The sequence below is a fragment of the Rhodovibrio salinarum DSM 9154 genome (assembly GCF_000515255.1).
Lineage (GTDB): Bacteria > Pseudomonadota > Alphaproteobacteria > Kiloniellales > Rhodovibrionaceae > Rhodovibrio > Rhodovibrio salinarum.
In genome coordinates this window covers 2,881,871-2,904,564 of record NZ_KI911559.1, presented here as the reverse complement: position 1 = coordinate 2,904,564, position 22,694 = coordinate 2,881,871, and the positions used below count along the sequence as shown (strand labels likewise).

Annotated in this window: 17 protein-coding genes; 1 reads left to right on the top strand and 16 read right to left on the bottom strand. The window is 65.0% G+C overall.

The annotated features are described in order from the left end of the window. Positions 1 to 39: 39 nt before the first annotated feature. From RHOSA_RS22525 to RHOSA_RS0113380, 16 genes are all read right to left on the bottom strand, one after another. Complete coding sequence (locus tag RHOSA_RS22525; RefSeq protein ID WP_051432143.1) at positions 40 to 1,098, bottom strand: flagellar biosynthesis protein FlhF; 1,059 nt, start codon at positions 1,096 to 1,098, stop codon at positions 40 to 42. Between the two features lie 71 nt (positions 1,099 to 1,169). Beyond that, positions 1,170 to 3,254, bottom strand: coding sequence for a flagellar biosynthesis protein FlhA (flhA, locus tag RHOSA_RS0113450; protein ID WP_242468803.1), 2,085 nt, complete (start codon positions 3,252 to 3,254; stop codon positions 1,170 to 1,172). Positions 3,255 to 3,385: 131 nt separating this feature from the next. Beyond that, positions 3,386 to 4,876 (bottom strand): sigma-54-dependent transcriptional regulator, encoded by a 1,491-nt coding sequence (locus RHOSA_RS0113445; protein WP_027289074.1) that lies wholly within the window; start codon positions 4,874 to 4,876, stop codon positions 3,386 to 3,388. A gap of 51 nt (positions 4,877 to 4,927) precedes the next feature. Continuing rightward, on the bottom strand, positions 4,928 to 5,776 hold the full coding sequence (locus tag RHOSA_RS0113440; RefSeq protein WP_215905006.1) for a motility protein A: 849 nt from the start codon (positions 5,774 to 5,776) through the stop codon (positions 4,928 to 4,930). 131 nt (positions 5,777 to 5,907) lie between these two features. Further along, positions 5,908 to 6,219, bottom strand: a complete 312-nt coding sequence (gene fliN / locus RHOSA_RS0113435; RefSeq protein WP_437123687.1) for a flagellar motor switch protein FliN — start codon at positions 6,217 to 6,219, stop codon at positions 5,908 to 5,910. Between the two features lie 81 nt (positions 6,220 to 6,300). Further along, complete coding sequence (locus RHOSA_RS24360) at positions 6,301 to 7,113, bottom strand: FliH/SctL family protein (RefSeq protein WP_051432142.1); 813 nt, start codon at positions 7,111 to 7,113, stop codon at positions 6,301 to 6,303. Positions 7,114 to 7,163: 50 nt separating this feature from the next. Then, positions 7,164 to 8,186 carry a flagellar motor switch protein FliG gene (gene fliG, locus RHOSA_RS0113425; RefSeq protein ID WP_027289071.1) on the bottom strand — a complete coding sequence of 341 codons (1,023 nt, stop codon included), beginning with the start codon at positions 8,184 to 8,186 and terminating at the stop codon, positions 7,164 to 7,166. A gap of 59 nt (positions 8,187 to 8,245) precedes the next feature. Beyond that, positions 8,246 to 9,937, bottom strand: a complete 1,692-nt coding sequence (fliF, locus tag RHOSA_RS0113420) for a flagellar basal-body MS-ring/collar protein FliF (RefSeq protein WP_027289070.1) — start codon at positions 9,935 to 9,937, stop codon at positions 8,246 to 8,248. A 413-nt stretch (positions 9,938 to 10,350) separates the two neighbouring features. Next, complete coding sequence (gene sciP / locus RHOSA_RS0113415; RefSeq protein WP_027289069.1) at positions 10,351 to 10,668, bottom strand: CtrA inhibitor SciP; 318 nt, start codon at positions 10,666 to 10,668, stop codon at positions 10,351 to 10,353. 250 nt (positions 10,669 to 10,918) lie between these two features. After that, positions 10,919 to 12,193 carry a flagellar hook protein FlgE gene (gene flgE / locus RHOSA_RS0113410; RefSeq protein WP_027289068.1) on the bottom strand — a complete coding sequence of 425 codons (1,275 nt, stop codon included), beginning with the start codon at positions 12,191 to 12,193 and terminating at the stop codon, positions 10,919 to 10,921. Between the two features lie 123 nt (positions 12,194 to 12,316). Beyond that, the gene (locus tag RHOSA_RS22515; RefSeq protein WP_051432141.1) at positions 12,317 to 13,021 is read right to left on the bottom strand and encodes a flagellar hook assembly protein FlgD; all 705 of its coding nucleotides are present in this window, start codon (positions 13,019 to 13,021) and stop codon (positions 12,317 to 12,319) included. Positions 13,022 to 13,058: 37 nt separating this feature from the next. Next, on the bottom strand, positions 13,059 to 14,660 hold the full coding sequence (locus RHOSA_RS0113400; protein WP_027289067.1) for a flagellar hook-length control protein FliK: 1,602 nt from the start codon (positions 14,658 to 14,660) through the stop codon (positions 13,059 to 13,061). Between the two features lie 369 nt (positions 14,661 to 15,029). Then, positions 15,030 to 15,533, bottom strand: coding sequence for a flagellar export chaperone FliS (gene fliS / locus RHOSA_RS24355; RefSeq protein ID WP_051432140.1), 504 nt, complete (start codon positions 15,531 to 15,533; stop codon positions 15,030 to 15,032). Positions 15,534 to 15,650: 117 nt separating this feature from the next. Next, the gene (gene fliD, locus RHOSA_RS0113390) at positions 15,651 to 18,164 is read right to left on the bottom strand and encodes a flagellar filament capping protein FliD (RefSeq protein WP_027289066.1); all 2,514 of its coding nucleotides are present in this window, start codon (positions 18,162 to 18,164) and stop codon (positions 15,651 to 15,653) included. A gap of 45 nt (positions 18,165 to 18,209) precedes the next feature. Continuing rightward, positions 18,210 to 18,566 (bottom strand): flagellar protein FlaG, encoded by a 357-nt coding sequence (locus RHOSA_RS0113385; RefSeq protein ID WP_027289065.1) that lies wholly within the window; start codon positions 18,564 to 18,566, stop codon positions 18,210 to 18,212. Between the two features lie 230 nt (positions 18,567 to 18,796). Next, complete coding sequence (locus RHOSA_RS0113380) at positions 18,797 to 20,095, bottom strand: flagellin N-terminal helical domain-containing protein (protein ID WP_027289064.1); 1,299 nt, start codon at positions 20,093 to 20,095, stop codon at positions 18,797 to 18,799. Positions 20,096 to 20,495: 400 nt separating this feature from the next. Here RHOSA_RS0113380 and RHOSA_RS24350 point away from each other — a divergent pair, with 400 nt between their 5' ends. Further along, a complete protein-coding gene (locus RHOSA_RS24350; protein WP_027289063.1) occupies positions 20,496 to 22,694 on the top strand; it encodes a tetratricopeptide repeat-containing sulfotransferase family protein in 2,199 nt (732 codons plus the stop codon).

Below are 22,694 nucleotides of genomic sequence, written 5' to 3'. Positions count from 1 at the left end.
TGCCGGGGGATGACCCGGTGCGCTCCGGTGTTTTGGCGGTCATCGCTGGCCCCCGCTTCCGGCGATCGCGTCTGCCGGGCCTCCGGGCACGCCTGTGTCGGGCGTGTTGTCGCCAGAATCGCTCCCCGGGTCCGCTCCGGGCGGGGGGCCTGAATCCTCTTCGTCCGGCTCGGCCGGCAATACCAGACGCGCCATTTGCATCGGGTTAAGGGCGCGCAAGCCGCCGCCGATCGCCGCAGAAATGCCGGCGCCCATCAGACTCAGTCGGCCGGCATGGGCGGCGCTCAACAGCCCGCCCAACCGACGGGTGGCGTCCAGGCGGGTGGCGATCAGGTGTCGGGCCCCCAGATCGGCGTAGGTGATCGCGACTTCGGCACTTTCCAGCGGGTCGCCGCCGGCGGGCAGGACCAGCACGCCATCGGCTCCGGCTGCGGCGATCCAGTCGGCCGTCTCGCGCAGGGCATCGGCGTCGTAGGGTGAGGCGCCCAGGGTGTCGATGATCACCAGATGGTCGTCGGCGCAGCCGCCGACCGCATGGGCCAGGCTATCGGCATCGCGTGCCTGGCGCAGTTCCGCGCCGAGCGCGTCGGTGAACGCCTGCACCTGGGCCATGCCGCCCGCCTTGCCCAGATCCATGGTGATCAGGGTTGCGGGGTTGCCGCGCACACGCGCCAGTGCGGCCAGCTTCGCCGCCGTCGCGGTCTTGCCGGCGCCTGGCGGGCCGATCAGCAGGAGGGGTTTGGCGGTCGGCCCGGAAGGCGGGGCGCCGAAGGTGAATACGGCGTCCAGTCCGCCGGCGAGCGCCAGTTGCGGCGTGTCCGCGTCAACCGACCCGGCAGCGGCCATCAGACGGTCCGTCAGACCGATCGGCAGACCGTGGTAGTCGAACGCCGCGGACAGGGCGTTGAAGGCGTCCAACCCGCCTTCGCCGGTGAAGGCGCCGGAGGTCTCGCCGCGCTGTTCCAGGGCGGCGACGACACGCACGCCGCCGCTTTCCAGCGTCTGCTGCTCCAGGATCACGGCGTCCGGGCCCAAGCGCTCGCGCACGCGCGTCATGGCCTCGGGCAGCGACTTGGCGGTGAAGGTTTTCAGGCGCATACGAGCGATGTCCGGGTGTTGAGGGGCAAAGCGTTAGGCTGAGTAGGCGGTTCGGTCGAGGCAGCCAGGTCTCATATCTGTCCCAGCGTCTTGATCCGGGCTTTGGGGTGGATCTCGTTCTGCGACAGCACGGCGGTCTGGGGACGGAAGCGCTCGATGATCGAGCGGACGTAGGCCCGGATTCCGGGGCTGGTCAGGAGGACCGGCAGCTCGCCCAGCATCGCCTGGCGCTCGAAGGTTTGGCGTACTTGGTTGATGAAGTCCTGCAGCTGCGAGGGCGCCATCGAGAGCTGCTTGTCGTCGCCGTCGCCGACCAGCGCGTCCGCGAACGCCTGCTCCCATTGCGGGGTCAGGGTGATGATCGGGATGTAGCCGGATTCGCCCGTGTGCTCGTTGCAGATTTGACGGCCGAGGCGGCTGCGCACGTGCTCGGTGATCGCGGTGATGTTGCGGGTGTAGCCGCAGGCTTCCGAAATCGCCTCCAGGATGGTCGGGAGGTCGCGGATCGAGACCCGTTCGGTCAGCAGGTTCTGCAGCACGCGTTGGACGTTGCCGAGCGAGATCTGGTTGGGGATCAGATCGGTGATCAGCTTCTGATGATCCTTGGGCAGCTCGTCGAGCAGCTTCTGCGTCTCCGCGTAGGACAACAGCTCGGCCATGTTGTCCTTGATGATCTCGGTCAGGTGGGTGGTGATCACGGTTGGTGGGTCGACCACGGTGTAGCCACGGAACAGGGCTTCTTCCCGCTGGCTCTCGCTGACCCACATCGCCGGCAGACCGAAGGTCGGCTCGGTGGTGGACTCGCCGGTCAGCGGAATCTTCTCGCCGCGCGGGTCCATCACCAGCAGCATGTTGGGGCGCAGATCGCCCCGACCGGCCTCGATCTCCTTGATCTGCAGGACGTAGGTGTTGGCGGGCAGCTGCAGGTTGTCCTGGATCCGCACGCTGGGCAGGACGAAGCCCATCTCCTGGGCGAGCTGACGGCGTAGCGACTTGATCTGGTCGGTCAGGCGGGCGCCGCCTTCCTTGTTGATCAAAGCCAGCAGGCCGTAGCCGAGTTCGAGGCGCGCTTCGTCGATCGCCAGCGTGTCGCCGATCGGCTGTTCCTGCGGCTGGGCCGCTTCCTGATTCTTCGCGACTTGGGTCTCTTGAGCCTGTGTTTCCACAACACGTTGGCGTTTGAAGGCCTGGTAGCTGAGCATGCCGGTGAGCGCGGACAGGATCAGGAAAGGCAGCACCGGCATGCCGGGCAGCAGCGCCAGGCAGAAGGTCAGGAAGGACGCCAGCGCCATCGCCCGGGGGTAGTGGCTCAGCTGGCCGAACAGCGCCTTGTCGGTGGAGCCCTTGTCGGCGGACTTGGAAACCAGCAGGCCGGCGGCGACCGAGACGATCAGGGCGGGGATCTGACTGACCAGGCCGTCGCCGACGGTCAGCAGCGTGTAGCTCTGCGCCGCCTGAGCGAAGGTCAGGTCCATCTGGGCGACGCCGATGATGATGCCGCCGATCACGTTGATGAAGGTGATCAGCAGGCCCGCGATCGCATCGCCGCGGACGAACTTCGCGGCACCGTCCATGGAGCCGAAGAAGTTGCTTTCGTCCTCGATCTCCTTGCGGCGGTTCTTCGCCTCCTGCTCGTCGATCAGCCCGGACGACAGGTCGGCGTCGATCGCCATCTGCTTACCGGGCATGGAATCCAGGCTGAAGCGCGCCGTCACCTCGGCGATGCGCCCGGACCCCTTCGTGATCACGATGAAGTTCACGATGATCAGGATGGCGAAGACGATGATGCCGATGACGAAGTTGCCCGACATCACGAAGCCGCCGAAGGCCTGAATCACCTGTCCGGCGGCGTCGGTCCCTTCATGGCCGTCGGCCAGGATCAGCCGGGTCGAGGCCAGGTTGAGCGACAGTCGCAACATGGTTGCGATCAACAGCACCGTGGGGAAGGTGCTGAACTCCAGCGCCCGGTTGATGAACAGCACCGTCATCAACACCAGCACGGACAGCGTCATCGACAGCGCGAGTGCAATGTCGAGCAGCCACGCCGGCATCGGCATGATCAACACGACCAGGATTGCGACGACGCCCAGTGCCAGCGCCGTGTCGCCGCGCTTCAGCGTCTGGCCCAGCCGGCGCGGGTCGAGCCACCCGCCCATGCCGCCCGCCACCTGATTTTGCCCGCCCGAGGAGTCCGCCATCTTGTGTTCTCAGTCCCGCCAGCGTGGTTAACGTGCCGCCCCGAGCGATGCCTTTGCGGCCGCCGGGGGCACGGAAAAGACGACCGACCCTAGGCGTGCGCGCGGTCGTTCGCGCTGGGCGCGGGCACCTGGATGCCTTCGTCCATGTAGGCGCGTAGCTTGTTGCGCAGGGTGCGGATGGAAATGCCCAGGATGTTGGCCGCGTGGGTGCGGTTGCCGAGCGTGTGTTCGAGTGTATCCAGGATCAATTCGCGCTCGACCTCCGCAACCGTTCGTCCCACCAGTCCGGCCGTCGTGTGCCCCCCGTTCGTCGTGGCGCCGCCGCCGGCCAGTTCGCTGCCGGGCGCGGCCGGCGTCTGCGGCGCATGTTGGGCGTAAGCGCTGTAGCCGGCGGTGTTTGGATAGGCCTGTCCGGCTTTGCTGTAGGCGTTGGACGCTTGCGGCTGGGCCGGCTGCGGTTCCGCCGGCGCGGAAGCGGCAGGGGCGCCTTGCAGCATGATCTGATCGGCGCCGATCTTGCTGTCGACCGCCAGCAGCACGGCACGGTGCATGCAGTTCTCCAGCTCGCGCACGTTGCCGCGCCAGTGGTGCTGGCTCAGACGTGTCACGGCTTCGGGGTCCAGCGCGGGCGCCGCGACGCCGTTGGCCGCGGCGTACTTCTTGACGAAGTGGTCGGCCAGCATCGGGATGTCCTTCGGCCGTTCGCGCAGGGCGGGCAGGGCGATCGTCACGACGTTCAGACGGAAGTACAGATCCTCGCGGAAGGTCCCCTGACGCACCGCCTCCTCCATGTCGCGGTTGGAGGTGGCGAGCACGCGGATGTCGACCTTGACCGGCTTGTTGCCGCCGACGCGGTCGATCTCGCGCTCCTGGATCGCGCGCAGCAGCTTGGCCTGCAGGCGCGGGTCCATTTCCGAAATTTCGTCGAGCAGCAGCGTGCCGCCGTTGGCTTCCTCGAACTTGCCGACCCGCCGGGCGACCGCACCGGTGAAGGCGCCCTTCTCGTGACCGAACAGTTCGCTTTCCAGCAGGTTGTCCGGGATCGCCGCGCAGTTGACGGAGATGAACGACTTGTCCGCGCGTTTCGACTTCGCGTGGATATGCCGGGCCATGACCTCCTTACCGGTTCCGGACTCGCCGGTGATCAGCACGCTGGCGTCACTCGGGGCGACCTGGTCGGCCAGCTTGAGCACGGCGGCCATGCGCGGGTCGTGGGTCAGGACGGAGGTCGTTTCCTCGGCCACCGCGGCTAGCACGGCTGCGATCATCTCGGCGTCCGGGGGCAGGGGGACGTACTCCTTCGCCCCGGCCTTGATCGCCTTGACGGCCGCGCGGCTGTCGTTGCCGATGCCGCACGCGACCACCGGCACGAAGATTCGCTCCGCGGTCAGGGCGTCGATCAGCTCGCCGACGTCGAGCTTGACGTCGACCATCACCAGATCCGCGCCCTGGCCGCTGCGCAGGGCCTCCAGCGCCGCTGTGGCGGAATCTACGTGGGCGACCTTGGCGCCCTTCTCGAGCGCGATCCGGCCGGCGGTGGCGATGTGTCCGTCCAGGTTTCCGACGATCAGCAGTCGCATCGGCTACGTCCTCCAGGGGGGCGGGGCTTCAAGGCAGCGCCCGGCGTCGACTCAATCGAAGTAGTTCACGCGTTGGGCCGGCGGCAGAATGCTGTTCAGCATCGTCTCCAACCGCCGCGGGTTCTCCTGCCGGCCGATCGAGGCCGCGCCCATCGCGTAGATTTGGTTGACCATCGCCTCCAGCCCGGAGTTGCGCTCCAGCTTGTTGGCGAGGGGGAGGAAGACCATGTTGGCGAGCACTGCGCCGTAGAAGGTGGTGAGCAGGGCCACCGCCATCGCCGGACCAATCGACGAGGGGTCCTCCAGGTTGCCCAGCATCTGCACCAGACCGACCAGTGTGCCGATCAGGCCCATTGCCGGCGCAACCTCGCCCGCACGACGCAGCACCCCGGCCGAGCGGTTGTGCCGGTAGACGGTGGATTCCGCCTCGCGCAGCATGACGCGCTCGACTTCCTCGCCGGTGGTGCCGTCGATCACCAGGTCCATCGCTTTTTTCAGGAACGGCTCGTTCCGGAAGTCCTTCATGTGGGCTTCCATGCCCAGTGCGCCGTTCTTGCGCGCCAGCTCCGCCAGGTGCAGGACCTGCAGCGCCGCGTCCTGGGGTTCGCGCTGCTGGTAGGCGACCGCCTTCAGCATCACCTTCTGTGCCTTCAGAATCTCCTTGAAGGAGAAGGACACGGTGGTGATCAGAAAGCTGCCGCCGAGGACGATCAGCATCGCCGGCACGTCGACGAACGCGCCCGGCGAGCCGCCCAGCACCATCGCGGCGACGATCAGCGCGAACCCGCCGAGCGTGCCGAGAATGGTGGCGAAATCGATGGTCGGGCCCGCCGACATCCTGCCGCGCGAGTTGCCCCGGGTTCCGGCGGGGGCGCCCTGTGTCGTGGATACGTTCGCCATGGACTTCGTGTCTCCGGTTGCCCGCCCGCGCGTCGCCGCCGCTTATAGGCCGCCAGTCCTGGCAGCCCGGTGCGCGGGCGGGCGTCCGCTGCGACCGCGCTCGTTCGGTGCGCGGTCCGGACGGCTCAGCGTCAGTTGTGGTTGTCGGTCTTGATGATTTCGGTCATCGTGACGCCCAGCCGGTCTTCCACGACCACCACCTCGCCGCGTGCGACCAGGCGGTTGTTAACGTAGATGTCGATCGCCTCACCGACCTTGCGGTCCAACTCGACGACGGCGCCGCGGCCCAGCTTGAGCAACTGGCTGACCTGCATGGTCGCTTTGCCGAGAACGGCGGACACCTGCACCGGAATGTCGTAGACCGCTTCGAGGTCCTTCGCCGTGCTGGGCGCCCGGTCCGATTGATCGTTGAACTCGTCGTCGTCGAACTGGCCGGCCGCCATGGCGTTCTGGTCGCCCTCGAGCTCGTTCAGTTCCAGGTTGTCCTTATCAGGCATGTCGGTCCTCCATCGGGCCCGGGGTGGTTAGGCGTTTCGCCCGTCAACCGGCGTGTTCGCCGGGTTCTGGGAAGGTGCGGCGGACGCCGCTTGCGCGGCGTCATCGCCGGCATGCTGGTCGGATGCGCTGCCGCTGCCTGCGCCGACTTCGGTCTCTGGCGCCGCAGGCGCGAGCGCGCGTTCGACGGCACGTTCGACGTCCTGCCACAGGCGCGCGCTGTCGCGCTCGACGCCGCCATCAGCCCACTCCACGCGGGCGTCGCCGGCTTGCATCGTGTCATCGGCCAGCAGCACGACCCGGCCTTCGAAGCCCATCCGGGCGGCCAGGTCGTCGACCCGCTCTTTCAGCGCGTCCAGGTGCCGGTCGGCGCAGCGCACGACGACCCGCGGTTCATCGCGCAGACGTTCCAGGGCGTCCTGGAATAGCTGCTCGATCTCGTGTTGGCCGTGCCGGCGCGTCAGCGCGGGGAAAAGCCGGCGCAGCAGGCCGACGCAGACCTCCAGCGACTCCCGGTCACGCGTCTCCCGGGCCTTTGCCTCGCCGGCGGCAAGCATTTCCAGACCCGCGGCCAGCCGGTCGATCGCCCGGGTTTGGGCCTGATCGGCCTCGGCCTCGGCGGCGCGACGCCCCTCCGCCAATCCCGCGGCATGGCCTTGGGCATGACCTTCGGTGCGTGCGGCTTCCAACTCGGCTTGGGAGTAGGTCGGCTCCGGTTCGGGTTCAGGGTCCGGCTCCGGCGCGGGTTCCGGTTCAGGGTCCGGCTGGGCCCGCTGGCGCGCCGGATTGGCCTGCTCTTCGGCGAAGTCGCGGCCAAACATGAATTTTTGCGCGGCGGACATGGTCGGCGGTCCCTAGCGACGGGTATGGGCGGAATGGGGCAGGGTGGGCATCAGTAGACCAGCTCGTCTTCGCCCTTGTTCTCCGCGAGCACGATGTCGCCCTTGGCGGAGAGGTCCTTGGCGGTCTGCACGATCATGGTCTGCGCCTCGTCGACGTCGCGCAGGCGCACCGGACCCATCGCACTCATGTCCTCGCGCATGATCTTCGCGGCACGTTCGGACATGTTGGAGAAGAATAGGTTGCGCAGTTCCTCCGAGCAGCCCTTGAGCGCGAGCGCCAGCTTGTCCTTGTCGATCTGGCGCATCAGCGTCTGCATGCCCGACGGGTCGAGGTTGGAGAGGTCCTCGAAGGTGAACATCAGCTGCTTGATGCGCTCGGCCGCGTCGCGGTTGCGCTCTTCCAGCGCGTTCAGGAAGCGCTGCTCGGACTGGCGGTCCAGGCCGTTGAAAATCTCCGCCATCATCTCGTGGGCGTCGCGGCGGCTGGTGCGGGCGAGGTTGGACATGAACTCGTTGCGCAGCGTGCGCTCGACGTCGTCCAGCACCTCCTTCTGCACCGCCTCCATGCGCAGCATGCGCATGACGACTTCCATGGCGAAGCCTTCGGGCAGCAGGTTCAACACGGCCGCCGCGTGGTCGGATTTGATCTTGGACAGCACGACCGCGACCGTCTGCGGGTACTCGTTCTTCAGGTAGTTGGCGAGCACCTGCTCGTTCACGTTGCCGAGCTTGTCCCACATCGTGCGCCCGGCCGGGCCGCGGATCTCCTCCATGATCGCGTCGACCCGCTCCTTGTTCATCACCTTCAGGAGCAGGCGCTCGGTGCTGTCGTAGTTGCCGACCATCGAGCCGGTGGAGGAGATGCCCTCGGCGAATTCGGCGAACAGGCGCTCGATCATGTTGGCGTTTACGCTGCCGAGGTTCGCCATGGTCTGGGAGATCTCCTTGATCTCCTCGTCGTCCATCAGGGCGAACATCTTGGCGGCGTTTTCCTCGCCAACGGCCATCATCAGCATGGCCGCCTTTTCCGGGCCGGTCAGGGAGCGGTAGTCTTCACGAATACGCATGGGCATCGAAAGGGACTGTCCTTAGAGGGTCATCATTAGGGTCGCGGTCGGCTCGACGCCGGTGCTCACGGCTGCGCTTCCTGGGCCAGCCAGTTGCGTACGATGGTGACCGCCTCTTCCGGGTGCTTCTCGACGATCTCGGAGATCTTGCGCACCGACGAGGCCTTCACCCGGCCCTCGACCTTGTTGAGGTCGATCATCTGCTCGCTGCCCTCATCATCCTCGGCGCCGAACTGCTCCTCGGTTTCGGTCGACGGTACGCCAGCCGGACCGGACAGGGCGGCGTAGTCGTCGCGCCCGGAATAGTCGGACAGCAGGTTGCTATCGGCACCGGCTCCGGCGAGCGCCGGCTCGCCGATCGGCGTCTCCAGCAGACGCTGGATCAGCGGACGCACGACCAGCAGCAGCACCAGCACTGCGATCACGCCCAGCACCAGCATCTCCGCCATGCGCATCAGCTCGGACTGGCGGAAGCCGAGGAAGCCGCCGGCGTCGGCCGACTGCAGGTCGGCCGTCGGGTCGGCGAACTGCATGTTGATGACTTCGACGGTGTCGCCACGCTCGGCGTCGAACCCGACGGCCGACCGCGCCAGGGCGGCGATCTGCTGCAGTTCCTCGTCGTTGCGCGGCTGATAGACCTGCTCGCCGTTTTCGTTCGTGACGTAGCGGCCATCGACCAGCACCGCGAGCGACAGGCGGTTGACCCGACCGCCTTCGGTGACGTGGGTCTTCACCACCTTGGAGATCTCGTAGTTGACGGTCTCCTCGGTCCGGTTGGCCGTCGACTGTTGGGTGGTCTGTCCTTCGCCCTGAGCGTTGGCATCCGGCAGGTTGTTACCCACCGTGACCGCCTGCTCGCCCTCGCTTTCGACGTCGCGCTCGTTCTCCTCGATCGTCTGGGTGGAGCGGGCGATCTGACTGTCGGGGTCGTAGGTTTCGGAGTTTTCGGTGATGCGGTCGAAATTCATGTCGACCGCCACTTCGGCGCGCACGTTGCCCGGGCCGAGCGAGCGGGCCAGCAGCTCCTCGACCGTGCGGGCCATGCGCTGCTCGTAGTTCGCTTGCATTTCCTGAGTGCTGCTCGCACTGCCGGTGATGCCGTTCTCGCCTTCGCCGCGGGCGAGTAGGGTGCCTTGCTGGTCGACGATCGACACCAGGCTCGGATTCATGTCGGCAACGGCAGAGGCGACCAGGTGCTGGATCGCCATCACCTGTTCCTTGCCCAGGCGACGGCTGCCTTCCATCAGCAACACCACCGACGCGCTCGGCTCCTGGCTCTCGCGGCTGAACAGTTCGCGCCGCGGCATTACCAGGTGCACGCGCGCCTGGCCGACACCGTCGATCGCGCGGATCGTGCGCGCCAGTTCGCCCTCAAGCGCGCGGACGTGGTTGATGTTCTGGACGAAGTTGGTGGTGCCCAGGTTGCTGGAGTTGTCGAAGATCTCGTAGCCGACCGTCCCGCCATCCGGCAGGCCCTGCTCGGCCATCGCCACACGCAGACGACCGATCTCGGGTTTGGGCACGGAGATCCGGCTGCCGTCCGGCGACACCTCGAACGGCACCCCGCGAGACTCGAGTTCGCTGGCGATCTTGCCGCTGTCGCTGGCCGACAGGTCGCCGTAGAGCATCCCCATCTCGGTCCCGGCCAGCTGGGTGGTCAGGTAGATGAAGAAGGCGACGATGCCCGCGGCTACGGCCCCCATGATGCCGAGCTTGGCGGCCCCAAGATTTTTCAGGGTGTCGATGAAGGTGTTCACGCCTTAACGCCGTCCTTGTTTGTGGATCGCCGGCCCGAACGCGCGGAAGACAGCCGACTTTGCAAGGGAACGGGCGCGCCGGATCGTCGACGCTGCCTCCCCATTTCGCGTGCGACGGTAGCGGGCGGCACGTAAAGCCACGGTTAACGAAGGGAAATTTTTGCCGGGTACGGCGCGGGCGGTTTTGCGCGCGACGCGCGCGCACCGATGTCAGCGAGCGAGTGCGGGGTGTGCCGGGGGTGAGGGGTCTTTTCCCGACAAACACGAAGGGCCGGATGCGGGTGGCATCCGGCCCTTTTGTCGTGATCGCCTATTCTTCCCTCGGCCTAGACTTGCCTTCCGCCTGGGCGGGGGCGGCCGGGTCCCCGAGAGGACCCGGCCTATGAGACGGCGCACGAGGGGGCTTGGCGAGGCTACTGCGCCGCCTCAATGCCGAGGTCGTCGTTGTCGCCGTCGTTGGGACGGCGGTAGTGCTGCAGGCGTGTGGTGCGGAGGCCGCGCACGCCGTGGCTTTCGATCATCCGCTGCCAGGACAGGAACTCTTCCATTGAAAGGCTGTAGCGTTCGCAGGCCTCTTCAATACTGATCAGCCCGGCACGGACCCCAGCAACCACCTCGGCCTTGCGCCGAACGACCCAACGCTTGGTGTCGGGCGGCGGCAAGTCGTCGATGGTCATTGGTTCGCCTTGTGGTCCAATCGCCGCAGAGCGGACTGTATTCTGGTCGCTCATCGAGCTATTTGCTCCCTCAACGAGGTCGTCATGACCGCTTATCTGCTTGGAGTCTGGCGCAGGGCTTTTAAAGATTCCCTAAACGGCACGGTTAAAGCAGTGCAGTTAAGGCGAGGACAACGCACGACGAATCGCTGATTTGGTATGAGAACGACCAAAATACCGGCCGTTTCCTGTGTCGCAGGAAACGGCCGGCAAGCTGGTTTAGCGGCAGTACATCTCATCGCCGCCGTGGTTTCAGCGGAAAGGCTTAGCGGACCGCCTGGGTAAGTTCCTGCAGCATCTCGTCAGAGGTGGTGATCACCTTGGTGGAGGCGGAATAGGCCCGCTGCGTGGTAATCATGCGGGTGAATTCCTCGGCGAGGTCGACGGTGGATTGCTCCAGCGCCGACGGCGCGACGGTACCGGAACCGCCGGTACCGGCCTCGGTCAGCAGGAAGTCACCGGACTCGCCGGTCTGCAGGTAGGCATTGCCGGAACGCTCCTCCAGACCGTTGAAGTTGGAGAACATCGCAATCGGCAGCTGGTAGATGTCCTTCCGCCGGCCGTTGTCGAAGACCGCCGTCACGACGCCCTCTTCACTGACCGTCGTGCCCGTGAAGTTGCCGAACTTCAGACCGTTCTGATTCAACTCGGTGAAGCCGGTGAACTCGCTGTTGAAGTTGGTCAAGCCACCGAACTCACCGGCACCACCGAGGTCAATTTCGACATCTTGACCTGTTGCCGCACCATTACCGGGTGCGAAGCCGGCAATCGTTAACGTTTGCACCAAGTCGGTCGTCGGCGCACCTGTGCCGTCGAACACCGCATTGGTAACGTTCACGGTCGCCCCCAGTCCGCCACCGAAGTCAATATCAGGACTGCTCGCGCGGACCGTCCAGTCGTTTGCTGCGGTCTTTGTAAAATCAAAAGTTATGTCGTGCGATGCGCCAAGAGAGTCGAAGATCGTAGCAGTACTTGTATGGTGCGGCGCTGGATCGGTCGGATCTTGACTCGAAGGTAAGTTCGCACCAATCGACATCTCTGTGGTCGGCCGTGGCAGGCCGTTCAGATTGGAGACGTTGACGGTCTGGACACTGCCGATCGCCTGTTGGCCGGCCGGCAGATTGCCGTCGTCGTCGATCGGCCAGCCTTGCAGGTAGAAGCCGGCCGCGTTGCGCAGATCGCCGTTCTCGTCCGGGCGGAATTCGCCGGCGCGGGTGAACATCATGTCGTCCCCAACGTTCGGGTTGGCGGACTCGTTGACGACGAACATGCCGTTGCCAGAGATGGCGAGGTCGGTCGCGTTCGAGGTGCCCTGCAGCAGGCCCTGAAGATCGACCCCCTGCAGCGGGCGGGAGCCCACGCCGCCGGGTGTGTAGGTGGTCTTCGTGGCGGCCTGCGTGACCATGGTCTGGAAGGACGCGGTCGAGCCTTTGTAACCGACCGTGTTCACGTTGGAGATGTTGTCGGAAATGATGCCCATAGCGTTCGACTGGGCCGAAAGGCCGGAAACGCCGGAATACATCGCACCGTAGATACTCATCTGCGCTCTCCTTGCGTAGCTGCCGCGGCCGGTTGCGGTGTGCCGGGCGTCGCGGACGAAGGACCGCCAGGCGGCCCGTTCAGAAGTCGATGGGACGCCGTCGAAACGGCGCTAAACTGAGGCTCAGGTTTCTTCGGCTGAGGCTGTTTGTTGCTGGCTGCTGTAGACCGCGGTCACTTGCTCGAAGGGCACTTCCACATCCCCGACCTGGAAGTAGATCTGTTCGTCGCGAACCTCGAAGCCCGTGACCTCGCCGCGGGTCTTGATGCTGGCGTTCACGGTCTTCTCGTCGCCGTCGACCGCGTAGACCTGGAGGTTGTAGACGCCCTCGGGCAGCTCGTCCCCAGCGGTGCTTTCGCCGTCCCAGCTCACGTCGTGCTGACCGGCGCCCGTGTCGCCCTGCAAGGTGCGCACGACCTCGCCGTCGGCATTCGTGATCTCGATCGTGACCGCATCGGCGTCTTCCTCCAGGCCATAGGAGAAGTCCGCGCCGTCGCCAGTAAGCTGCACCTGGTTGCCGTCGATCACGATTTCCTTGCCGATATAGTTGACGGCCTGGGTCGCACGGTTACCGGACTGGGCCTGCAGCATCTGGTCGAGCTTTTCGTTCGTGGCGATCGCCTGCTCGACCGTGGAGAACTGCACCAGCTGATTGGTGAACTCCTGGCTCTTCATCGGCTCCAGCGGGTCCTGGTTGTTTAGCTGGGTCACCAGAATGTTCAGAAAGGTATCGAAGTCTTCCGCCAGCTTGCCCTGGCTGTTCAGTCCACTGGATTGACTGCTCGTTTTCTGGCTTTGGCCGGCGGCAGCCGAGGCTGTGGTGTCCATTGTCGCGCTCCTTGCGGGCGTTCGCGAAAATCAGGCGTTAGATGCGGATATCGACGCGGCCGTCGGCCGGTATGCCTGGGCGTAGTCCCTCCGCAGGGACCGGCTCGTCGCTTGTGCCTGCGTCGGCCAGCTGGCCGGCCGTTGCGCCCGGGCGACCGTCGCCGTTGCCGGTGTCGCCCTGTCCTTGACCGCTGCCGTCGTCGCGCAGGTTGAAGCTCAGGCTGGCGTCGTCGGTTTTCAGGCCGGCGGCCTGCAACGCGCGCTCGAGCGCGCCCGGGTCACGCTGCATCAGATGCAGCGTCTCCGGCTTGTCGACCGCCAGCACCGCCCGGACGTGTCCATCGTCGCGGACCTCCATCTTGACCTCGATGCGGCCAAGCTCCGCCGGGTTCAGGCGGATTTGCATGCGGCTTTGTCCTTGGGCGGCGGCACGCTGGATCTGCACGGCGACTTGCTCGACCGGCGGTGCCGTCGGCGTTGGCGTTCCAGTGGCGGTTGCCGCCTTCGCAGCCGCCGCGGCGCTGCTGGGCTGGCCGCCCCCAGCTGGTTGCGGACCGGTGTTCTGCAGCACCGGGTCAAAGGTCTGCCCGCCGGAAGCGGCTTGCGGCGCCGGCGCATCGTTGCGGTGCGCGGCTTGGCTGGCCTGGCCCAGGGACGCGTTTGCGTTGGTGGCCGTCTGGGCTGAATTTGCCGTGCCGTTGTTGCCGAGTTGCTGTTGCACGGCCTCCGCAGCCGCGCGCAGGGCAGGGCTCATGCTGCTGCCTGCCTGCTGGCGGGCCGGGGCGGACCGGCTTTCGCTGCGCTGGGTGCGGGGATCGCCGGCGTCGTCGCGGCGCTGGCGTCCACCGCCCTCGCGCTCGACGGACAGGGCGTCCTTAAGCGCCTTGGCGGTCGGGTCATCGCTTTGTTGGGGCTTGTTGGCGGCGCCCTCAAGTTGCGCCGATTTGCCACTGCGCGCGCCCGCTTCGGTCTTCTTCGCCGCGTCCTGCTCGGCGCCCGCGGTTTGCGCGGCCACGGCGGTGGCGCCGCTGACCTGGGTGGGGCGGCCGGTCCGCGTGGTCTGCACCGCGACGTCGATGCGTTGCCCCTCGCTCGAGGCTTGGTTGGCCTTGACCGCCTCTGCAACCGCTTGCTGGGTGGCCGCTTTGGCGGCCTTCGCGGCTGCGGCTGTTTGCGCTTGCGTTTGGCTGGGGGCGGTTTCTGCGGCTGCGGTTTTATTGCTGGCGTTCGCGGCTTTCCCGTTCGAGGAGTCCGCGCCGCGTGCTGCAGCCTTGGCGGCTTCGCCCTGGAGCTGGCTTGTTGTCTGGTCTGCGCCCTTCTTACCGGTCGTGCCCTGGTCCTGGGTCGACTGAGCCGTGCTTTCCTGGGTCTTCTGGGACGCCGGCTCCGCCTTCGCGTCGGTGCTTTTGGCGGTGTCGCCAGCCGCCTTGCCCTGCGGTTTGTTGGCTCCCTGCTGCGAGGCGGTATTTGCCGCTTGTGCTGCTGCGGCGGCGCCGTCTTCACGCCGCCGATCGGCGTCGCGTTGGGCGCGCATCGTATCCGCGAAGCTTTCGGCGCGCTCCGCGTTGGGGGCGGGCTCGCGGCGTGCAGGCGCGGACTTCGGGGCAGGCTCGAAGGCAATCGGAGGGGGCGTTGTCATCTGTCGCTCGCGCGCCTGTTCGGTTGCGAAGAAGGCGGCCTCAGGCGAACGGCGCGTTGGCCAGCCTGATGGCGTCCGCGAGAATCATTGCAAACCTTGTGCCAAACCGTTCTTTGCGCGCTTGTGCCGCGGAATCCCTTGCAACAGACGCGGACAGCGCGAGGTGGATTGCTTGATTGGCAGTTTTTGCCGGGTCCCTCGGGCCCGCAGGTGCGGCAGAACGTGCCGAGAGAGATCCGGATATTGGTGGCGCGCCGTGAGGTTGGCGCGCAGATGCGAAAAGCCCCAGGCGGTCGGGCCCGGGGCTTTTGATCGGCGGCGTCTTGTCGCCGGCCGCGTGTGGGCCGGGGGCAGGAGATGTCGGCGCGGTTAGCCGACCAGATTGACGGCGTCGCGCGTGCTCTGCGCGGACGAAGCCTCAGGCGCCGGTGTGCCGGCACCTTCGGTCTGCTGCTGTGCGCCGGTTGCGCTGCCGTGGTCGCCATCGACCAGCGGGCCGTGCTGCTCGCGCACGGCGAGTTCGCGCCACGACTTGGCCAGCGGCTCCAGGATCTCCAGGGACTCCTTCGCTGGCGTGGCGTCGTTCTTGAGATCGACCTGGGGCAGGCGGCGCAGGCAGAACATGTAGAGTTGGGAAAGGTTGCGCGTGATTTCGCCGCCCTGTTCCTCGTCGAGCGAGCCGTAAAGGGCGAAGATGATGTCCTGGGCCCGCTTGTTCGCACGCCAACGCCGTTCGATCTCGCCCTTTTCGACGGCTTCGATCGCTTCGCGCAGGGAGACGAGGATCCGGTCGTACAGCAAAGCGACCTGCTTGACTTTGGAGGCGCCTTTGACCTGCTGCGTCTGATAGGCGTATGCGGCGTTGCCGTACATGGGAAGTCCTCGCTGGCTTGACGTCAGGCACATCTGAGATATTTCGACCCGCTGACAGGGGGCCGAAAGCACGGATTTATCTTAAGCCGAGGCTACTCGGTTAAGTTTGACGCCGGGTTAATTCCCGCCGGAAAGGGAGTCGGTGAACTGCGTTAGACGATCGCGCATCGACTCCAGTTCAATCAGCGCCTCTTCCATCGCCGTGAACTGTCGCAACAGGGTTTCCCGCTCCCGCTCCAGGCTGCGGTCGATCCGGTCGATCTCTTCCTGCAGGCGTACGTTTTCGCCTTCCAGGCTCTGGCGTCCGGTGATCCGGTCGATCTCCGATTGGATCAGACCGTCGTTGTAATCCCGGTTGCCGAGATCGTCGCTGGTGAAGAACGCGTTGCTTCCGATACCCGTACTGGTCGAGACCTGCATGGTTTCGCTGGCACCGCCGGAATAGAGCAGGCTCAGCCCGGACAAGGGTCCGTCGGTGATCGTGATGCGGTCGCCATTGGCCTCGAAAGTCACGTCCGCCACAGAGCCGGCGGTATCACCAACCTTGACGCTATCGATGTTCCCGCTGCCGTCCCGCGTGATTTCCAGGACCTGGTCGGTGGCGGCCGTCTGGCCGGTGAAGCCGGTCATCTGAATGTTGCTGCTGTTCGAGTTCAGGTTGAACTGAAACAGCTTCTCCATATCGTCAAAGTCGTTGAGCAGTGCGTCGTTCAGCTTGTCCTGGTCGATCTTCAGCGTGTCTTCCAGGGTGGGGTCGGAGACCTCGCTGTTGGTTACGAATTCGACGCCGATTTGGGCCAGGACAGAAAAATCACCGGTGCTGTTGGTGGAGCCCGTGGCGATGATGCTGCTCAGCTTCTGCTCAACCTCGCGCAGGACCCGCTCGCCGCGTAGTGCGCCGACGACACTGTTCTCACTATTGGCATCCTGGCCTTCCAGCGGCACTTCCAGGCGCTGCGCGTTAATGAACTGCTTGACCGAGTTGTAGGCCGAGACGAACTCTGCAACAGCGGTGTTCACGGAGTCCTGGTCGCGTTCGACATCGAACTCAAGTTCGGTGCCGCGCTCGGCCTTGATCAGGTTCAGGGTGACGCCCTGGATCAGGTCGTCCACCGTGTTCGACTTGCGGCTGATCGCGTCGGCCTGTTGGACGTTCATTTCGCTGGCAAGGTTGCCGGCCGCGTCGCCGACCGCGAGCGAGGGGACGTCACCATTGGCTTCGATTCCCAGCGCTTGCGTCAAGTTGCCGGAAATATCGCCGACCGAGACCTTACCGCCGTCGTTCGAGGCGATCTGCAGACGGGTGTTGCCGTCGACCGTCACCGTGCTGGCTGTGACGTTCAGGCCGGCCCCGTTGATCTTCGTGGCGATGTCATCGAGCGAGTCGGTAGTGGTGTCGATGTTGATCGTGGCCGTGGTCGCGCCCGATGTATCGTCGCCCTGATTGGAGATTTGCAGGTCGAACGTGCCGCTCTCGACATCGCTCAAGCCGTCGATCGCCGCGGTCGAAGAAATGTCCTGTGCCTGGCTGCGCTGGACGGCGCCGGTGTTCTCGACGTTGAATTCCAGTCGCTGATCGCCGCTGTCGGTCGTGACCACGCGCGCGGAGACGCCAAACACCTCGTCGGTGACCCGCTGAGCGACGTCGGACAGGGATTCGGTGGTCGTGTCGACCGAGAGGGTCCGGGTCTGGCTCGTCAGACCGTTATCGATGGTGAACTCAAGCTGCGCACCGGCATCGCCGGTCACGCCGGTGATCGACGACAACGGGTCGCCTGCGCCGACCGTGAAGGCGTCGCTTTCCGAGACGCTGCCGTCGCTGAGCCCGTTGATGCGGAAGATCGAGCTCTTCGCCGCGCGCAGCTCGTTGGCAATCTCGTCGCTGGCTGCGTCGGTGACCAGGCCGAGCTGGGTCAGGGGCGTGTTGCCGCTGCTGGCCGGGTCGTCGTCGAGCGCGATCGTCTCGCCGCCGTTCTCCGCCGTGAGCGTCAGGATCTTTTCGGTGTCGGAGATGGAGACGACCTGCGCGTTCACACCGGTCGCGTTGTCGCCGGTGTTCGCGGCGTTGATCTTGTCGCGCACATCCAGAAGGCTGTCGTCGGCGTTGACGGTGACTGTCCGGCCATTGATGACGAAGTCGCCGCCGCTGAACGTTCCCAGGCCCGAGGCTGTGTTGAGCGCGGCGTTCGCGTCGCTGACGGTCCCGCCGGCGAGTTGTTGGCCCTGAGCGGTGCGTAGGATTTCTAGTGTCTGCGTGCCCGGCTGCGCGGCGTTGGTGACGTTCGCCGTCATGATGCTGGTGGCGGTGGAAGGCTGGGTGCCGTCCGCGCGGATCGCGCTCAGGAAACCTTCCTTGGATTCGAAGACGTCGCCCGCGTTATCGAAAGTCGGGTTGCCGCGCAGCTTGTCGGCAGCCTGCTCCAGTGCGTTCAGACGGTTTTGCAGATCGCTCAGCGCGTCGACCTTGACCTGGTTCTCTGCGATCCGGTTCTCGATCCGAACGGCCGGCTTGCGCTTGGCCTCGATGATCTTATCGATCGTTGCGCCATAGTCGATGTCGGAGCCCGCACCCGTTACCGTCGTGCGACCGTTGGAGTCGACGCGGACACTGCCGCCAAGACCATCGACCATCACCAAATTCCTCTCGTTAGGCCGTCAGAACGGCCCGCATCTCAATCACACGTTGCGATCCAGGATCTGTCCCAGCATCGCCTTCAGCTTCTTCGCCGCGGAGATGACCTCTTCCGGCGGATAGGATTTCACGACTTCGCCCGTCTGAGTGTCGACGACGGTTGCGACGACTTCCTTAAGGTCCTCGTCCACGCGTAGGTGCAATTCGTTGGTCTCGCTCACCGGACCGTCGCTCAGCTCGGCCGCCAGGGCCTTGGCGAGTTCGATGCTCGGTTCGCGGCGTCCGCCATTGGCGGTCATGCCGTCGCCCGGCTGGATCGGCCGCTCGCTCACGCCGCGGCCACCTGCCGCCGGATCGAGGGGGATGGGGACTGTCGAGATGTCCATGGATGCGTCCTCCATGTGCGCCGCTCTTGACTTGGCCGTCCGGCCCTCTGGGTCTGCGTGGCGGCGTACGCCCGATCATCGGGACCGGGCCAGGTATCAGGAGCCGTGCTCCGCTTGGTTCACGACAGTCTGGGTGTGCGCTCGCAGGTCGAACCGCACGCCGAGGCTGTCGGAAAACAGGTGCTCATCAGGCTCGGGAAAAGGGGAGGGGGCCGAGACCCCCTCCCAGATCAGCCGATGTCCGTTTACCGGAACAGCTGCAGCAGGTTCTGCGGCAGGCTGTTGGCCTGCGACAGGGTCGAGGTACCGGCCTGCACCAGCAGCTGCTGCTGGGAGAACTCGGTGATCGCCTTGGCGACGTTCAGGTCCTCCAGCTCGCTGCGGGCAGCTTCCTGGTTCTCGCGGGCCAGATCGACGTTCTGGCTGGCGAAGTCCAGTCGGTTCTGGGCCGCACCAACATCGGAACGCTTCGCCTGCAGCGCATCGATCGCGGAACTGACCAGGTCGGACGCGGTATCGGCGTTCGCCTTGGAGTCAATCGACGCGTTGCTGAGGCCGAGCGCTTGGTTGGTGATGCCACCGATGTCGACGCTGATCTCGTCCTCGCTAGCGGTCGTGCCGGTGCCAACCTTGAAGCTGAAGTTCATCGCCTCGGCGCCGGTGAACCCTGCACCATCCGCTACGGTGATGTCGGCGGCCGGGGCGAAGGCTGTGCCGATACTCACTGTGATCGTGCCATCGACCATCGTGTTAGTGGCCATCAGCGTGATGCGAGCATCCATGGTGATCGCCAAGGTACCCGCAAGCGTGTTGCCGTCGGCGTCCTGGAGATTGCCGGTGAAGTTTGCCGCGGTAGAAGCGCCGCCGGTGGTCATCACGTTCAGGCCACCAATTTGGAAGCCACCATTACCCGTGGCGTACATGACGCTACCGAGTTGGACCGGGGCTGTTGCGTTACCGCTAAGAGCCGACATCGATCCGGAACTCAGTTGCAGGCCCATCGCAGCGATGCCTTGAAAGCCGGCCGTGCTCAGGCTCATGACGGTCGCCATCCCGGTACCACCACCGACGACGTCTTTGGTGATCGTGACCGAAGCCCCACCGTCGACGAACCCTTCTACGTCACCGTTGACGAGGTTGGCGCCGTTGAACTCCGTATCGTTGGCGATACGGTCGATTTCGTCCTTAAGCGACTGGAACTCCTGGTCGAGGAACGCACGCTCCTGGTCCGAAATCTGCTCGGAGCCGGCCTGCACGGACAGGCTCTTCGCACGGGTCAGGATGTCCTCAACGTTCTGGAAGGCACCGTCGGCGATCTGCAGCAGCGAGGACGCCTGGCCGGCGTTCACACCGGCCTGCTGAAGGCCGGCAACCTCGGCGGAAAGACGGGCCGCAATGGCGGAACCGGCGGCGTCGTCCGCAGCACTGTTGATCCGCTTACCCGACGACAGCTTCTCGGCGGTCGCGGTCGCGGCGTTGTTGGCCTGCTCCAGCGACCGGGTGGCGATGCTGGCAGCCTGGTTGGAAACGATGCTAAGAGCCATTTTGAAGTCTCCCTACTTGGAAAATGGCGTTGTCAGGGCGAAACGCTTCCTGCGTTCGCGGGCCGAACATTCGGCTTGCGCATCCATCTGCAATTGGCGTGCCAGAGTCCTGTGTTTTAGTCGCTCGGTTTTCTGAAGAGATGCAGGATCAGTGTGTTAGGGCGCTTGGTTGACCGGCCCGTGTAGCACTTATCGAGGGGCTTTCGGGGCATATCGGGACAGAAGATGCCGGGCGGATACCCGGCAAAGATTGCCGGACCGGCAGTTTCTGCCGCGATGCCTGGTCGATTTGTACCAACGGTCCGATTGACCTGCAGTCAGCTATGATAACCCCACGTTTACCAATATCCCGGATTATGTGCCGGACTTGAGAATTCCCCGTTTTGATCAAGGGATCGGTATGGCGCGCAAAGAAGAACTTTTGGGCTCCAGTATCGGCATCGAGCCGATGCTTACAGCGCCCTGGACGGCTGAAAAACAGCATAGCCTCGAAAACGACCTGCGCACGGCGAAGGTTATGCTGGAGAAGCCCGAGCTTTCTACGGCCGAGGTTCAGCGCACGCAGCGCCAATTGCAATATTTGCGTCAGCAGCTGCCGAAAAATGCCGATGTTTACAAGCTTTCCGGCGTCTTGGCGCATCGTATCGGCCAGCACGAGGACGCCGAGCGCCTGACCCGCCAAGCACTTGAACTCAATCCGCAGGACCCGGACCTTTACGGCAACCTTGCGATCGCGCTGCGCGCGCAGCAGCGTATCCAAGATGCGCAGGCTGTGATCGAGGCGGCATTGAAAACCGTGCCCGCTTCGGCCGTCCTGCAACGCAACCTGGGCAACCTGTTTAGCGATCAAGGCGCGTATCAGGCTGCTGCGGAAAGGTATCGCCAATCGTTGCAGTTGCGTCCTGCGCATCGCGAAACCTGGATGGCTTACAGTTTTGCGCTGGCGCGTAGTGGCCGGCTTGCAGACGCGGTTCGGGCGCTGCAGGAGGGATCTGCTCAAGGCTTCGACGAATTGGAGATGCTGTGTACCGTCGGGCAGTGGTTGCTCGCGCATGCGCGTGGCACCCAGGCCGTGGGCGTCTTCGCCCGGGCCCTGCAGTTGAACGAGGATGATACGAACAGTCTGTTCGGGATGGGGGCTGCCCTGATGCAGGCGGAACGCCCGAAAGATGCCGAGTTCTTCTTTGACAAGGTGCTCGAGAACAACCCCGACCATGTCCCGGCGCTAAGCCAGAAGGCTTCGATCGCCCTCACGCGCTTTCAACGCAAGGCCGCGCGGGAATATATTGAACGCGGGCTTGAGATTGCGCCGGGCGCGCCAAGCCTCAAAGTCGACATGGCGAGCATCCTGTTCCACGAGGACGACCTCGACGGGGCGGAGACGTTGTGCCGGGAGGCGCTTCGCATGGCGCCTGGTCTGCCGGCAGCCTATGGCATGCTCTCCCAGATCGCACGCACTAACGGCGATTTCGACGCGTCGCGTAAGTACGCCGAGAAGGTGATTGAACTGGCACCCCAGAAGGGTGGGGCGCTGAGCAGTCTCTACGCGTCCAAGAAGGACATTTCGGAAGACGACGACGTTGCCGGCGTGCTGGCGCGCCTGGAAGCGCAGGAGACCACCTCGCAGCGCGACTTGACCGCGTATTACTACACGCTGGGCGAGCTGTTCCATAAGCTGAAGTCGCCCGAGCGGGCGATCTTCTTCCTCAAGGCGGGCAATGACTTCAAGCGCATCGCGCTGAAGAAGGAAGGCCACGTCTACGACCGCAAGCACCACGAGGCGGTCGTGAGCCGCAACATCCAGCTGTTCACGAAAGAGCAGTTGGATCGCCGCGACCGCGGGCTCGACAGCCAACGGCCGGTTTTCATCGTCGGCATGCCGCGTTCCGGCACGACCTTGACCGAGCAGATCGTCTCCAGCCATCCGCTCGCCTTTGGCGCCGGTGAGCTGCCGAAGGTTCCGGAAATGGTTGGGCAGGTCACGCGAGAGGTGAACGAGGCCGGCTATCGGGTCGGCTTCCCAGGCTGGGTTCAGGTCGTCGAAGACGGCACCTACGCCCAGTTGGCACAAGCCTATCTGGACTATATCGCGGAGTTGAACGACGAGGCGCTGCGGGTCACCGACAAGATGCCGCACAACTTCATGAACGTCGGGCTGATTGCAACGATGTTCCCGAACGCGGCGATCATCCACGTCAAGCGTGATCCGGTCGATAACTGCCTGTCCTGCTTCCAGCAGAACTTCCAGATGCCGCACACCTATTCCACCAATCTGGCGGACCTTGGCCACCATTACCGCGAGTATCGTCGGTTGATGGCACATTGGCGGGAGGTTCTGGGCGACCGGATGTATGAGGTGCGGTACGAGGATCTGGTCGCCGATCAGGAGCGGGTCAGCCGCGAACTGATCGATTTCGTCGGGCTGGAATGGGACGACGCCTGCCTGGCGTTTAACGAGCAGAAGCGCTCGGTGAAAACGGCCAGTGTCTGGCAGGTGCGCCAGCCGATCTACAAGAGCTCGGTGAAGAAGTGGAAGATGTACGAGGGCCACATCGACGAGTTGCTAACCGCCCTCGGCCCCGACATCGTTGAGGATTGA